General features: G+C 73.3%; 10 protein-coding genes and 4 pseudogenes. 9 read left to right on the top strand and 5 right to left on the bottom strand.

Annotation, left to right across the window (positions count from 1 at the left end; genetic code table 11):
- From JNW87_RS25215 to JNW87_RS25205, 3 genes and pseudogenes are all read right to left on the bottom strand, one after another.
- Positions 1 to 237 (bottom strand): annotated as a pseudogene (locus JNW87_RS25215) (hypothetical protein); the annotation flags it as partial.
- Between the two features lie 58 nt (positions 238 to 295).
- Positions 296 to 580: a DUF427 domain-containing protein gene (locus JNW87_RS25210; protein ID WP_238454520.1), complete on the bottom strand. Its 285-nt coding sequence runs from the start codon at positions 578 to 580 to the stop codon at positions 296 to 298.
- A gap of 39 nt (positions 581 to 619) precedes the next feature.
- The gene (locus JNW87_RS25205) at positions 620 to 1090 is read right to left on the bottom strand and encodes an aminoacyl-tRNA deacylase (protein ID WP_238454519.1); all 471 of its coding nucleotides are present in this window, start codon (positions 1088 to 1090) and stop codon (positions 620 to 622) included.
- A 93-nt stretch (positions 1091 to 1183) separates the two neighbouring features.
- On the opposite strand from JNW87_RS25205, the pseudogene JNW87_RS25200 reads away from it, so the two are divergent.
- The 6 genes and pseudogenes from JNW87_RS25200 (at position 1184) to JNW87_RS25175 (ending at position 7994) form a co-directional block, all read left to right on the top strand.
- Positions 1184 to 2565, top strand: a pseudogene (locus JNW87_RS25200) (FAD-binding oxidoreductase).
- The gene (locus JNW87_RS25195) at positions 2562 to 3905 is read left to right on the top strand and encodes a class I SAM-dependent methyltransferase (protein WP_238454518.1); all 1344 of its coding nucleotides are present in this window, start codon (positions 2562 to 2564) and stop codon (positions 3903 to 3905) included. The pseudogene JNW87_RS25200 and the gene JNW87_RS25195 overlap by 4 nt, the downstream one beginning before the upstream one ends.
- An 87-nt stretch (positions 3906 to 3992) precedes the next feature.
- The gene (locus tag JNW87_RS25190; RefSeq protein WP_238454517.1) at positions 3993 to 4553 is read left to right on the top strand and encodes a helix-turn-helix domain-containing protein; all 561 of its coding nucleotides are present in this window, start codon (positions 3993 to 3995) and stop codon (positions 4551 to 4553) included.
- Entirely contained in the window at positions 4546 to 5406 is an 861-nt protein-coding gene (locus JNW87_RS25185) for an SRPBCC family protein (RefSeq protein WP_238454516.1), read from the top strand. Before JNW87_RS25190 ends, JNW87_RS25185 begins: the two co-directional genes overlap by 8 nt.
- A gap of 271 nt (positions 5407 to 5677) precedes the next feature.
- Positions 5678 to 6889: a sodium:proton exchanger gene (locus tag JNW87_RS25180; protein ID WP_109801049.1), complete on the top strand. Its 1212-nt coding sequence runs from the start codon at positions 5678 to 5680 to the stop codon at positions 6887 to 6889.
- Between the two features lie 229 nt (positions 6890 to 7118).
- The gene (locus JNW87_RS25175; protein ID WP_238454515.1) at positions 7119 to 7994 is read left to right on the top strand and encodes an IniB N-terminal domain-containing protein; all 876 of its coding nucleotides are present in this window, start codon (positions 7119 to 7121) and stop codon (positions 7992 to 7994) included.
- 88 nt (positions 7995 to 8082) lie between these two features.
- On the opposite strand, the pseudogene JNW87_RS25170 reads toward JNW87_RS25175, so the two are convergent.
- Together JNW87_RS25170 and JNW87_RS25165 are read right to left on the bottom strand one after the other, a co-directional pair.
- A pseudogene (locus JNW87_RS25170) lies at positions 8083 to 9299 on the bottom strand (RNA polymerase sigma factor).
- Positions 9300 to 9303: 4 nt separating this feature from the next.
- Positions 9304 to 9636: a YciI family protein gene (locus JNW87_RS25165; RefSeq protein ID WP_375373538.1), complete on the bottom strand. Its 333-nt coding sequence runs from the start codon at positions 9634 to 9636 to the stop codon at positions 9304 to 9306.
- A gap of 121 nt (positions 9637 to 9757) precedes the next feature.
- On the opposite strand from JNW87_RS25165, the gene JNW87_RS25160 reads away from it, so the two are divergent.
- The 3 genes and pseudogenes from JNW87_RS25160 to JNW87_RS25150 all read left to right on the top strand — a co-directional run.
- Positions 9758 to 9991 (top strand): zinc-ribbon domain-containing protein, encoded by a 234-nt coding sequence (locus JNW87_RS25160; protein ID WP_109801053.1) that lies wholly within the window; start codon positions 9758 to 9760, stop codon positions 9989 to 9991.
- 262 nt (positions 9992 to 10253) lie between these two features.
- Positions 10254 to 11656 (top strand): annotated as a pseudogene (locus JNW87_RS25155) (MFS transporter).
- A partial coding sequence (locus JNW87_RS25150) for a hypothetical protein (protein WP_238454514.1) occupies positions 11653 to 12643 on the top strand: 991 nt, incomplete at its 3' end. The pseudogene JNW87_RS25155 and the gene JNW87_RS25150, both read left to right, overlap by 4 nt.

Below are 12643 nucleotides of genomic sequence, written 5' to 3'. Positions count from 1 at the left end.
GGTCGGCGCCGCATCGGTCGGCCCGTCGGCCGGCGGGGTGGGCGCGGCCGCCGCGGGCAGCACCGGCTCGTCGTCGCCGCCGCCGAGCACGCCGGTGGCGAAGAACGCCCCGAGCAGTACGCCCACCAGCGCCACCCCCAGCGCGATCCGCAGCAGCGGGTCCCGCGGCAGGCCGGGGCGGGCCGTGCGGCGCGCGCCGTACACGGTGCCGGGCGGGTCGGTGTGTGGGTCGGACATGGGGGCATCCTGACCCACCGCGACCGCCGATGGCCAGCCGCCCCGGTGTCGGGGTGACTCAGTCGACGACCCGGACGTCCTTCCAGAAGGCCACCCGGTCACGCACCATCGCCGCCTCCGGTTTCGGGTCCGGGTAGTACCAGACGGCGTCGGCGCTGGTCTTCCCGTCGTGTTCCAGGCTGAAGTACGAGGCGGTGCCCTTCCACGGGCAGACGGTGTGCGTGGCGGAGTCGCGGATCAGGTCGTCACGCAGCGCCGCGCGGGGGAAGTAGTGGTTGTCCTCGACCACCACGGTGTCGTCGCTCTCCGCGACGATCAGGTCGTTCCAGACGGCTTTCGGCATGGGCCCACGCTATGCCGCCCACGCGCCGGCGGCCAGCGGTCAGCGCGCGGGCTCGGGATCGGTGACGTCGGCGACCGTGGCTCCCAGCCACATGACGGCCGCGTCGGCGTCCACCGCGACGGCCACCCCGGGCTCGCCCGCGCCGAGCGTGATCTCCCGGCCACGCAGCCGCTCGTCGGCGACGACCGGCCAGGCGGTGGTCGAGCCGAACGGGGTGATCGTGCCGCGCTCGTAGCCGGTGGCGGCCCGGGCGGCCTCGGCGTCCGGCATGGACAGCCGGCTCACCCCGAGCAGGGCCCGCAGCTTCTGCCAGGAGACGACCCGGTCGCCGGGGGTGAGCACGAACAGGTGGTCGTCCTCGCCCCGGCGTACCACGATCGTCTTGACCACGTCGGGGACCGCGACGCCGCGGGCGGCGGCGGCCTCCGCGAGGCTGGTGACCGGGCCGTGCCGGATGACCCGGTAGGCCAGGGCGGCGGCGTCGAGCGCGGCGAGCGCGGGGGACGACATGACCGCAACGCTAACCCGATGGTCGGATGTCTGACGCGAAATGGCCACCGTGGACATCCCACGGATCCGGTGCGTCGGGCGTAATGTGATCTCATGCACGCTGTCCGTGATCATGAGCGGGCGGTGGACACGCTGCGGCGGTCGTATGCCGCGGTGCCCGCCGGCGAGCCCGTACGGCTGGCCAAACGCACCTCCAACCTGTTCCGGCCCAGGTCCGCGCCCCGCGCCCCGGGGCTGGACGTCAGCGGCCTGACCGGCGTGCTCGCCGTGGACCCGGCCGCCCGCACGGCCGACGTGCAGGGCATGTGCACCTACGAGGACCTGGTCGACGCGACCCTGCCGCACGGGCTGATGCCGCTGGTGGTGCCACAGTTGCGCACCATCACCCTCGGCGGCGCGGTGACCGGGCTGGGCATCGAGTCCACCTCCTTCCGCAACGGCCTGCCGCACGAGTCGGTGCGGGAGATGGACCTGCTGACCGGGACGGGCGAGATCCTCACCGTCCGGCCGGAGGGCGAGCACGCCGACCTGTTCCGGGCCTTCCCCAACTCGCTGGGCAGCCTCGGCTACGCCACCCGGCTGCGCATCGAACTGCAACCGGTCCGCCGGTACGTGACGCTGCGCAACATCCGGTTCAACCGGCTGGAGGAGCTGACCGACGCGATCCGCGACGTGGTCGCCAAGGGCGAGTGGGCCGGCGAGCCGGTCGACGCGATGGACGGGGTGATGTTCAGCCCCGGCGAGGCGTACCTGGTGCTGGGGACGTTCACCGACGACGCGGAGCGGCCCAGCGACTACACCGGCCAGGACATCTACTACCGCTCGTTGCGCCGGCGCACCCGGGACGCCCTCACCACGTACGACTACCTCTGGCGCTGGGACACCGACTGGTTCTGGTGCTCGGCGGCGTTCGGGGTGCAGCACCCGGTGGTCCGTCGGCTCTGGCCGGCCCGGTACCGGCGCAGCGACTTCTACCACCGGCTGGTCCGGCTGGAGCACCGCCACCAGGTGGCCGCGCGGGTCGACCGCTGGCGGGCCGGCCGGCCCGGGAGCGGGTGGTGCAGGACGTGGAGATCCCGCTCGACCGCACCGCCGACTTCCTGCGCTGGTTCACCCGGCACGTCGGGATGACCCCGGTCTGGCTCTGCCCGCTGCGGCTGCGGGAGCCGGCCGGCCCCGGATCCGCCCGGGCCTGGCCGCTGTATCCCCTCCAACCGGGCGAAACCTATGTGAACATCGGCTTCTGGGGAAGCGTGCCGATCGCTGAGGGCGCCGCCGACGGCGACGTCAACCGGGCGATCGAGCGCGCCGTGTCGGAGGCGGGCGGGCACAAGTCGCTCTACTCGGACGCGTACTACGACCGCGCGGCGTTCGACCGGCTCTACGGCGGCGAGACCTGGCGCGCGGTGAAGGACCGTTACGACCCGGACCACCGGCTCACCGGACTCTATGAAAAGGCGGTAGCACGGCAATGAGCCTCATCGACCGTGAACAGGGGGCGGCGAACGCCCCGTCCAGCCCGCCGGCGGGAGGCCGGCGCACGAGCCCGACCGTGGCGGACGTGATCCGCGCGGTCACCACCGGCGCGCTGCCGGTCCGGGTCACCGGGTACGACGGCAGCGCCGTCGGCCCCGCCGACGCCGGGATCACCCTGTCCATTCGCACCGAGCGGGGCCTGTCGTACCTGCTGACCGCCCCGGGTGACCTGGGCATGGCCCGGGCGTACGTCAGCGGCGACCTGGGGCTGGACGGCGTCCACCCGGGCGACCCGTACGAGGCGCTGCGGGTGCTCAAGGACGAGATGCCGCTGCGGTTGCCGTCGGTGGCGGAGGCGCTGGCCCTGGTCCGGGGGCTCGGCTGGGAGAAGCTGATGCCGCCGCCGCCCCCGCCGCAGGAGGCGTCGCCGCGTTGGAAGCGGGTGATGAACGGGCTGCGGCACTCCCGCACCCGGGACAGCACGGCGATCTCCCACCACTACGACGTCTCGAACGCCTTCTACGAGAAGGTGCTCGGCCCGTCCATGACGTACACCTGCGCGGTCTTCCACAGCCCGGACGACACGCTGGAGCAGGCGCAGCAGGCCAAGTACGACCTGGTCGCGAACAAGCTGGCGCTGAAGCCGGGGATGCGGCTGCTGGACGTCGGCTGCGGCTGGGGCGGCATGGTGCGGCACGCCGCCCGGGAGTACGGCGTGAAGGCGCTGGGGGTGACCCTGTCGAGGGCGCAGGCGGAGTGGGCGCAGGCGGCGATCGAGCGGGAGGGGCTGGGCGAGCTGGCCGAGGTGCGGCACCTGGACTACCGGGACGCCCCGCGCGAGCAGTTCGACGCGGTCTCCTCGATCGGGCTGACCGAGCACATCGGGGTGCGCAACTACCCGGCCTACTTCGGCTTCCTGCGGGACCGGCTGCGGCCGGGCGGCCGGCTGCTCAACCACTGCATCACCCGGGCGGACAACCGGGCCCCGCACCGCTCCGGCGCGTTCATCGACCGGTACGTCTTCCCGGACGGCGAGCTGGCCGGGCCGGGCCGGCTGGTCAGCGAGATCCACGACGCCGGGCTGGAGGTGCACCACGAGGAGAACCTGCGGCAGCACTACGCGCTGACCCTGGCGGGCTGGTGCCGCAACCTGGTGGAGCACTGGGACTTCTGCGTCGGCGAGGTGGGCCACGGCACGGCCCGGGTGTGGGGGCTCTACATGGCCGGTTCGCGGATGGCGTTCGAGCGCAACGGAATCCAGCTTCACCAGGTCCTCGCGACCCACAACGGGCCGGACGGCGTCAACGGCTACCCGCTGCGCCCCGACTGGACGCCGTGACGATCTGACGAGAGGGGCGGCCGCGCGGCCGCCCCTCTCGTCATTCCTATTGACAAAGAAGTTTTGTACGTACAAACTGATTTTGCCATGAGAGATGTCCTGTACCTGGAGCAGATTGAGCAGGCCGAGGCCCTGCTCAAGCCGCAGCGCGTGGAGGTGCTGCGGCAACTGGCCGAGCCACGCACCTGCACCGAGGTCGCCGCCCTGCTGGGGCAGACCCCGCAGCGCGTCTACTACCACGTCAAGCAGCTCGCGGCGGCCGGCCTGGTCGAGCAGGTCTCGACCCGCAAGGTGCGCGGCATCAGCGAGGGCATCTACCAGGCCGCCGCCCGGTCGTACTGGCTCTCGCCGCGGCTCGTCGGGCGGATCGGCGGGCTGCGCCGGGCCCGGGACGAGCTGAGCCTGGGCTACCTGCTCGACCTGATGGAGGAGGTCCAGGCCGACGTCGCGGCGCTCGACCGCACCGCGCCGGAGCTGCCGTCCATCGGCGTCTCCGGCGAGATCCGGGTGCCGACCGAGCGCCGCCAGGAGTTCCTGCACGACCTGCAGTCGACGCTGCAGGACCTGTTCACGCGCTACGGGGGTGCCGAGGGGGACGCCTTCAAGCTCGCCGTGGCCTGCTACCCGAAAGGCGACAACCATGAGTGACCTGCTGACCGTGCGGGCCCGCCTGGCCGCGCCGGCCGAGGCCGTCCGCCACGCCCTGACCGACCCGGCCGAGCTGCGCGTCTGGCTGGCCGAGCACGCCGAGGTCGAGCTGCCCCGGCGGTACGCGTTCTGGGGCCGCTTCACGCCCGAGGGCGACGCGCCGCACCAGCGGCTGCTCCACGTCGACGAGCACATACTGCGCTTCGCCTGGTTGCTCGACGGGGTGGAGACCACCACCGAGTTCGAGCTGACGCCCGAGGGCGAGAGCACCGTCCTCACCCTGCGGCAGAGCCACTTCGACTTCGCCGAGGCGATGAGCGGCAGCAGTATCCGCGGCGTCCTGCAGACCTACTGGGCCCTGGGGATCGCCAACCTGGCCGCCCACCTGGAGGGCCGGGCGCTGCTGCCGCGCACCGACTTCACCTCCGCCGACCTGCGCGGCGAGCTGACCATCGCCGCGCCGGTGGACCGGGTGTGGGAGTCGCTGACCGACTCGGCGCAGGCCAGCGCCTGGTTCGGGTACCCGATCGGCATCGAACCCTGGGTCGGCGGCCGGTACGCCATGGGCGGCTTCGAGGCCGGCCACGCCGCCAAGGTGGTCGACCTGGAGCCCGGCCGGAAGATGTCCGTCGACTGGGGACCGGTCGGCGTCAGCACCTGGGAGCTGGCCGAGTCCGGCGGGAAGACCAAGCTGACCTTCGTGCAGAGCGGCTTCGACGAGGGCAACCCCCCGTACGCGGCGTGGAGCGGGTCGGTCGCCGGGCTGGCCGAGCTGCGCCGCTACCACGAGATGGCGGACTGGCAGCCGATCTGGCTCTCGGTCGAGATGCCGACGGCTGACGCGACAAGCTGACCACGGATCAGCAGGCCAGGGGTTCCCGTCCCTTCGGGCGCGCCCGGCAACCAGGGCCGTGACCAGCGGAAACGGTGCCACGGCCCTGGTGCTTCCCTGGGCGGTGGAGCCCGGCGAGCGGGCGGCCCTGGGGTTCATCGCCGGTGGTGCGCCGCCAATCTGCTCGACCGGCTCGTCCGCGCCCCGGGAGTGGGCCATGGTGAGTTAGTGGACTTCCTGTGTCTCGACTGGTGGCCGACGCTCAACCGCGCCGACGCCGCCGGCGGCCGCGTTGGGCGCTAAGGTCGAGACCACCGTCACCGGTCGGGGCGCCGGGGCTCGTATCGCCCTCGCGCTGGCGGTCGCCGCCCCGGCAGTGATCATGCGGCTGGCCGGGGTGGAGTTGGCGCCGGTGGCGGCGGTGGCAGTTTTCGGCGCCGCCGTGCTCGCCTCGGTGGCGCTGCTGATGTGGGCCTCGGAGGCCGCGCGGGTGGACATCTCCGGCAGCCTCGCGCTGGCCATCCTGGCGTTGATGGCGATCCTGCCCGAGTATGCGGTGGACATCTTCTTCGCCTACACCGCCGGTCACGACCCGGCGTACGCCGCCTACGCCGCGGCGAACATGACCGGCGCGAACCGCCTGCTCATCGGGGTGGCCTGGCCGCTGCTGGTCGTCTTCGCGATCGTCGCGGTACGCCACCGCGGCGTCCGCGGCGAACGCAACGCCGTGACCTTGCAGGCGCACCGCCGCACCGAGATCCTGTTCCTCGCCGTCGCGACCAGCTACGCCCTGGTCATACCGCTGACCGGCCGGCTGGCCTGGTACGACTCGCTGGTGCTCGCCGGGCTGTTCGCCGCCTACCTGTGGCGGCTCCGCGGCAAGGAGGAAGCCGAGGAAGAACTGGCCGGCGTGGCCGCCACCATCGCGGTTCAGCCGGCCACCCGCCGCCGTGGCACCGTCGCCGCACTGTTCGTCGCCGCCGGGATGATCATCCTGGCGACCACCGAGCCCTTCGGCGACGCCCTCGTCGGCGCGGGCGCCGAGCTGGGCATCGACGAGTTCCTGCTCGTCCAGTGGCTGGCCCCGATCGCCTCCGAAGCACCCGAGGTCATCGTCGCGATCACCTTCGCCCTACGCGGACGCGCCGACGACGGCATGGGCGCACTGCTGGCCGCGAAACTCAACCAGTGGACCCTGCTGATCGCCTGCCTGCCGGTCGCCTACTACCTCGGCGGGGGAGAGTTCGCCGGGTTGCCGCTGGACGCCCGGCAGACCGAGGAACTGGTGCTCACCACCGCCCAGACGCTGCTCGGCGTGGCCGTCCTGACCGACCTGCGACTGACCCGCAGTGAAGCCACCCTGCTGTTCGGCCTGTTCGCCGTCCAGTTCGTGCTGCCCGCACCGAACATCCGCTACGTCATCGCCGTCGCCTACACCGTGCTGGCCATCGTGCTGTTCATCCGGCAGCGACGCCACCTCCCCGAGCTGATCAAGTCCCGGTGACACCGGTCCGGGCGGCTTCGGAGCGGTAGCAGGCACTGACGATGGGGGATTTGGCGCAAGACCCCGTACTCCCCTAACGCCAAACGCCAGCCATGCCCTAACCCGGCCCGATAAGGCTGGGGTACACCCCCGATGTCCGATACCGCTGTTTCGGCCTACGGTCGATCCCGGGTCGGGCGATCTTGTCCCAGACCACGTGCCAACAACACCTATCGAGGAGACCGGCAACATGAATGCAGGCGCCAGCACCAATTCCACCGCCGACGTGAACTCGACCTCTGCCGCCGATTGGAACGGCAACACGGAGGTGACCGCCGATACGAGCGCGACCACCAGTGCGGATTCCGCCCCCACTGCGGGGTCGACTGCCGACCTGGGCGCAGTCGCTGGAGTGGTGTCGCCGCAGAGCCTGCAGGACTTCGTATTCGGCCTGCTCACGAACGTCGACGCCCGAGCGGCGTACGAGGCGGACCCGCAAGGCGCGCTGGACAACGCGGGCCTCAACGGCGTGACCCTGGCCGACGTGCAGGACACCGTTCCGCTGGTCGCCGACTACCTTCCGGTTCAGGGCCTCACGGCCGTTCTCGCCGGAGACAGCCTCGGCGTCAGCGCGGGGGCCACCGTCGATGGACTGGGGCTCAGCGGCGTGACCGGTACCCTCGACAGCACCCTCGGCGGACTCGGTCTCACCGGCGTGACCGGCGACGTCGGCGCCACCCTCGACAGCGTGAGCCTGAGTGGCGCGACCGGCACTGTCGACGGCACTGTCGGCGGGCTGGGTGTCAGTGGCGTGACCGGCGATGTCGGGGGCACCGTGCACGGTGTCACGGGCCTGGCGGGCGGCGTGACCGGGGACGTCGGTGGCACTCTCGACGGTGCCGTCGGCGGGCTGGATGTCAGCGGCGTGACCGGCGACCTCGGCGGCACCGTGCATGGTGTCACGGGCCTGGCCGGCGGTGTGACCGGCGACGTCGGCGGACTCGGTGTCAGTGGCGTGACCGGCGACCTCGGGGGCACCGTGCACGGCATTGGCGGCGTCACGGGTGACCTCGGTGTGCATGGCGACGCGTTCGCCGGCATGGACGGTGGACTCCTGGGGGCCTGACCGTCGGCCCCCTTTCAGCTGGGGCTCTGCTTGAGGCGGAGGCCGGGCCGAGCGGAAACGGCTCGCCCGCCGGCGTGAGGCGGTGCCGTCACTGGCCCCCGGCGGTCAGGTCGTCGGCGCGCTTGAGCAGCGCCCTGCGTTCGGCGGCGGACTGCACCAGCGCGGCGGCGGCCCGGAACAGCGCGGCGGCCCGGACCGGGTCGCCCGTTCGGGCGGTGAACTCGGCCTCCGCCGTCAGCGCCGGCGGGTAGCGGTCGAGCGCACCGCCCGCGCGGGCCTCGGCGAGCAGCCGCAGCCCGACCGTCGGGCCGTAGGCGAAGCCGTGGGCCACCGCCCGGTTGAGCTGGATCACCGGGGTCGGGCGGAGCCGCACGAGTCGGTCGTACCAGCCGGCGATGGCCGGCCAGTCGGTGTCGGCGGCGGTCGGCGCGGTGGCGTGGCAGAGGGCGATCCGGGCCTGGAGGGCGTACTGGCCGTCGCCGGCCCGGTCCAGCAGCGACCGGCCCTCCGCGATGGCGGCGTGGTCCCAGCGGGAGCGGTCCTGCACGTCCAGGGCGAGCAGGTTGCCGTCGGCGTCGCGGCGGGCCGCCCGGCGGGACTCGTGCAGCAGGAAGAGCGCCAGCAGCGCGGCCACCTCGGGCTGGTCCGGCATCAGCCGGTCGAGCAGCCGGGCCAGCCGGATCGCCTCCGCGGCGAAGGCGGGCTCGCCGTCGGCGTCGTACCCCCGGGTGAAGAGCAGGTAGAGCACGGCCAGGACGCCCGGCAGCCGCTCGACCAGCGCGGGCCCGGTCGGCACCTGGTACGGGATGCCGGCGGTGGCGATCTTCGTCTTGGCCCGGGTGATCCGGCGGGTCATGGTGGACTCGGTGACCAGGAAGGCGCGGGCGATGTCGGCGGTCGGCACCCCGGCCACAGTGCGCAGCGTCAACGCGACCCGGGCCTCCAGGGCCAGCGCCGGGTGGCAGCAGGTGAAGATGAGCCGGAGCCGGTCGTCCACCACGTCCCCCTCCGCCTCGGGCGACGCCGGCTCCGGGTCGGTGAGCCGCGCCAGCTCGCGCAGCTTGCGGCGTTCGACGCTGGCCCGGCGCAGCACGTCCACGGCCCGGTTCCGGGCGCCGTCATCAGCCAGCCGCCCGGATTCGCCGGTACGCCGTCGCGCGGCCAGCGTTCCAGCGCCGTGGCCAGCGCCTCCTGGGCGCAGTCCTCGGCGAGCGTCCAGCCGCCGGTGACGCGGATCAGTGTCGCCACGATCCGCGGGTACGCCTCGGCGCCCGCTTCGGCGACGGCTCCGGCCACATCTCCCATCCGGTCAGGCCAGGTCCACGAGGGGCCGCAGCTCCAGCCGGCCGCTGTACGCCATCGGGTGGGCGCGGGCCACCTCGATCGCCTCGTCCAGGTCGGCGCACTCCAGCAGGTCGAAGCCCACGATCACCTCCTTGGTCTCGGCGAACGGGCCGTCGGTGAGGAGCAGTTCGCCGTCGCGGACCCGGACCGTGGTGGCCGCGGACGCCGGCCCCAGCACGCTGCCCAGCACCCGCTGGCCCTTGCCGTCCCGCTCGGCCACCCACTCCTCGATGCCGGGGGCGGCGGTCGGGTCGGTGTCCGGCTCGGTGTCGGTGCAGACGAACATCAGGTACTTCATCGGTGCGCTCCTCCGTGTCGTGGTTGCAAAAGCCTGACGAACGGCACGAGTGGATCCGGACACCTGCCTACCAGAAATCTTCGGTGGTGATATTCCCGGTCCGGCTGGGTACTGCCGGACGATGTTCTTCATCTTCGGACTTCGTACCAAGGTCGACCGGTCCGGTGTCGTCACCCAGGTCTGCCGCAACTGCGGCAACCAGGCCGCGCAGGTGATCACCCGCCGGGCCACCAAGTTCACCCTCTTCTTCATCCCGCTGATCCCGGTGCGGACCCGGTACACCCAGCAGTGCACCTTCTGCGGCGCCGAGTACGACATCGCCCGTGCCGAGGCGCAGCACCTCCCGGTCGGCTGACCATGGCCCGTTTCCTCTGCTGGCTGATCGGCCGGCAGCCGGTCGTCCCGGCCGCCGCCCCGGTGCACACCGTCTCCCGGCCGCCGTGCACGCCCGGCCGTCGGCGCAGCCGCCGCAGCCGGCCCTCGGCCGCGCCGAGTCACCCCGCTCGCCCTGGAACCGCTCCGCCGGCCGCTGACCGGCGTGTGATCTTCAACCCGGTACGGACCCCGCTCCGACCTGTGCGAACTACGCTGGGGCCGCCGTCCGAACGGGGAGAACCGTGCGCAATCACCCGGCCGTCGTGCTGGTGACCGTCCTGCTGTCCACCGTCGCGCTCCCGGTCTCGCTGACCGCGCGTCCGTCGCGCTGCCCGACATCGGCCGGGACCTGCACGCCGGGCTGGCCGGCGTCCAGTGGGTGGTGAACGGCTACAACGCCACCTTCGCCAGCTTCATGCTCGCCACCGGCGCGCTGGCCGACCTGTTCGGTCGCCGCCGGGTCTACGCCCTCGGTGTCGCGGTCTTCGCCGCCGGTGGGCTGCTCGCCACGGTCGCCGACGGCATCGTGCTGCTCGACGTCGCCCGGGCCCTCGCCGGCGTCGGCGCGGCCGCCGCGGCGACCAGCGCCTCCGCCCTGCTCGCCGGGGCGTTCACCGGCCGTGCCCGGGCCCGCGCGTTCGGTCTCTTCGGTACGGCGATCGGCGTCGGCCTGGCCTTCGGCCCGTCGATCGCGGGCCTGCTCATCGAGGGCTTCGGCTGGCGGGCGGTGTTCGCCGCCCCGGCGCTGGCCGCCTGCGCGGTCCTGGCCCTGGTGCCGCTGCTGCCGGAGTCCCGCCAGCCGCACCCGGGACGGGTCGACTGGGCGGGCACCGTCTCGTTCACCGGTGCGCTGCTGCTGCTCATCTTCGGTTTCGTGCAGGGCCCCGCGTACGGCTGGGGAGCCCCGGCGATCGTCGGCGCGTTCGCGGCGGCGGCCGCGCTGCTGGTGGTCTTCGTCCGGGTGGAACGCCGCCGCGCCGACCCGATGTTCGACCTGGCCCTGCTGGCGAGCCCCCGGTTCCTCGGCATCTGCCTGGCGGCCGCCACCATCGTCGCGGTGCTGGTGCCGCTGCTGGTCTACCTGCCGTCGTACCTGACCACGGTGGTCGGGCTCAGCCCCGGCGCGGCGGGCGCGACGATGATCCTGCTGACCGCGCCCACCCTGGTGCTGCCGCTGCTCGGCGGGGCGTTGACCCGGCTGGTCCCGGCCACCGCGGTCACCGTCGTCTCCGTGGTGGTGGTCGCTGCCGGCGCGGCCTGGGCCACCGTGCTCGGCCCGGACGCGGACACGGCGACGCTGGCCGGGCCGCTGCTGACCATCGGCGTCGGGGTGGGGCTCTCCATCGGGCTGCTCGACGCGATCGCGATCGGGAGCGTCGCGCCGGCCCGCGCGGCGACCGGCGCCGGGATGATCAACACGGCCCGGTTGACCAGCGAGACCGTCGCCATCGCCGTGGTGGGGGCGGTGCTGGCCAGCACCACCGCCGGCCGGCTCGCCGACCCGGGGTTCACCGGCGGCCTGCGTACGGTGCTCTGGTCACTGGCCGGGCTGGCCCTCGCGGCCGCGGTGGCCACCGCCGTGCTGGTCCGCCGCGGCGCGCTCTCGGTCGCACAAGCGGAGAGCGCCTATCCTGACGGATCATGACGAGCAGCGCGCGGCGACTGGCCGACATCCGCGGCGGGGTGCCGCCCCGCCGGCACAACGCCCGGACCATCGCCGCGCTGACCGGCAACCCGGGCTGCACCCGGCGGGCGGTGCTGGACAGCGCGGGGGTGGACAAGCCGAAACTGGCCGAGCGGATCGGCTTCCCGGCCCGGTTCGGCCAGTCCCGCTTCGCCATCACCCGGGGCAACGCGTTCGAGGCGCAGGTTAAGGCCGACGGCGGGGTGGAACTGCTGCGGTTGGTCGCCGAGCGGCTGGGCGTACCGGTGCCGGCGGGGGCGAGCTGGACGGACCTCGGCGGCGCCGACGACCTGCCGGACCGGCACGAGCGGTCCCGGGCGGCGCTGACCGACCCGGGCGAGGGCGCCGCGCTGTTCGACCACCCGCTGCTCGGCCTGGACGTCGCCGGCCAGCGGGTGCACCTGGAACCGGACCTGGTCGCCGCCCGGCTCGCCGGCCGGTTCCACGTCGTGGAGATCAAGTCCTTCCCGGTGATCGACGGACAGGCCGACCCGGCGAAGGTCGCCGCCGCCGCCATCCAGTCCGCCGTCTACGTGCTGGCGCTGCGCGAGCTGCTCGCCGCCGAGGGACACGACCCGGAGCAGGTGTCGCACGACGTGGTGCTGGTCTGCCCGCGCGACTTCGCCAACCGGCCGGTGGCCAGCCTGCTCGACGTCCGCAAGCAACTGCTGGTGCTGCGCCGCCAGCTCGACCGGATGGCCCGGATCGACGCCCTGCTCGCCGACGTGCCGGCGGACTTCACCGCCGACCTGACCGCCGACCCCGCCACCCTGGTCGCCGCGCTGTCCACCGTGGCGGCCCGCTACGCGCCGGAGTGCCTGGCCGCCTGCGAGCTGGCGTACTTCTGCCGGCACGAGGCACGCGGGCACACCACGGCGCTGGGCCGCCCGGTCCGCGAGGCGCTGGGCGGGATCGCCGAGGTGTCCGAGGTGCTGGCGCTGGCCGCCG

This window comes from Micromonospora sp. ATA51, assembly GCF_016802855.1.
Lineage (GTDB): Bacteria > Actinomycetota > Actinomycetes > Mycobacteriales > Micromonosporaceae > Micromonospora > Micromonospora sicca.
This window is presented reverse-complemented; position numbering and strand designations above follow the sequence as displayed.

Coding starts and splice junctions, on each gene's coding strand:
- JNW87_RS25210 (WP_238454520.1), bottom strand. CDS start 580: ATGCCGAAAGCCGTCTGGAACGACCTGATCGTCGCGGAGAGCGACGAC.
- JNW87_RS25205 (WP_238454519.1), bottom strand. CDS start 1,090: ATGTCGTCCCCCGCGCTCGCCGCGCTCGACGCCGCCGCCCTGGCCTAC.
- JNW87_RS25195 (WP_238454518.1), top strand. CDS start 2,562: ATGAGCCTCATCGACCGTGAACAGGGGGCGGCGAACGCCCCGTCCAGC.
- JNW87_RS25190 (WP_238454517.1), top strand. CDS start 3,993: ATGAGAGATGTCCTGTACCTGGAGCAGATTGAGCAGGCCGAGGCCCTG.
- JNW87_RS25185 (WP_238454516.1), top strand. CDS start 4,546: ATGAGTGACCTGCTGACCGTGCGGGCCCGCCTGGCCGCGCCGGCCGAG.
- JNW87_RS25175 (WP_238454515.1), top strand. CDS start 7,119: ATGAATGCAGGCGCCAGCACCAATTCCACCGCCGACGTGAACTCGACC.
- JNW87_RS25165 (WP_375373538.1), bottom strand. CDS start 9,636: ATGAAGTACCTGATGTTCGTCTGCACCGACACCGAGCCGGACACCGAC.
- JNW87_RS25160 (WP_109801053.1), top strand. CDS start 9,758: ATGTTCTTCATCTTCGGACTTCGTACCAAGGTCGACCGGTCCGGTGTC.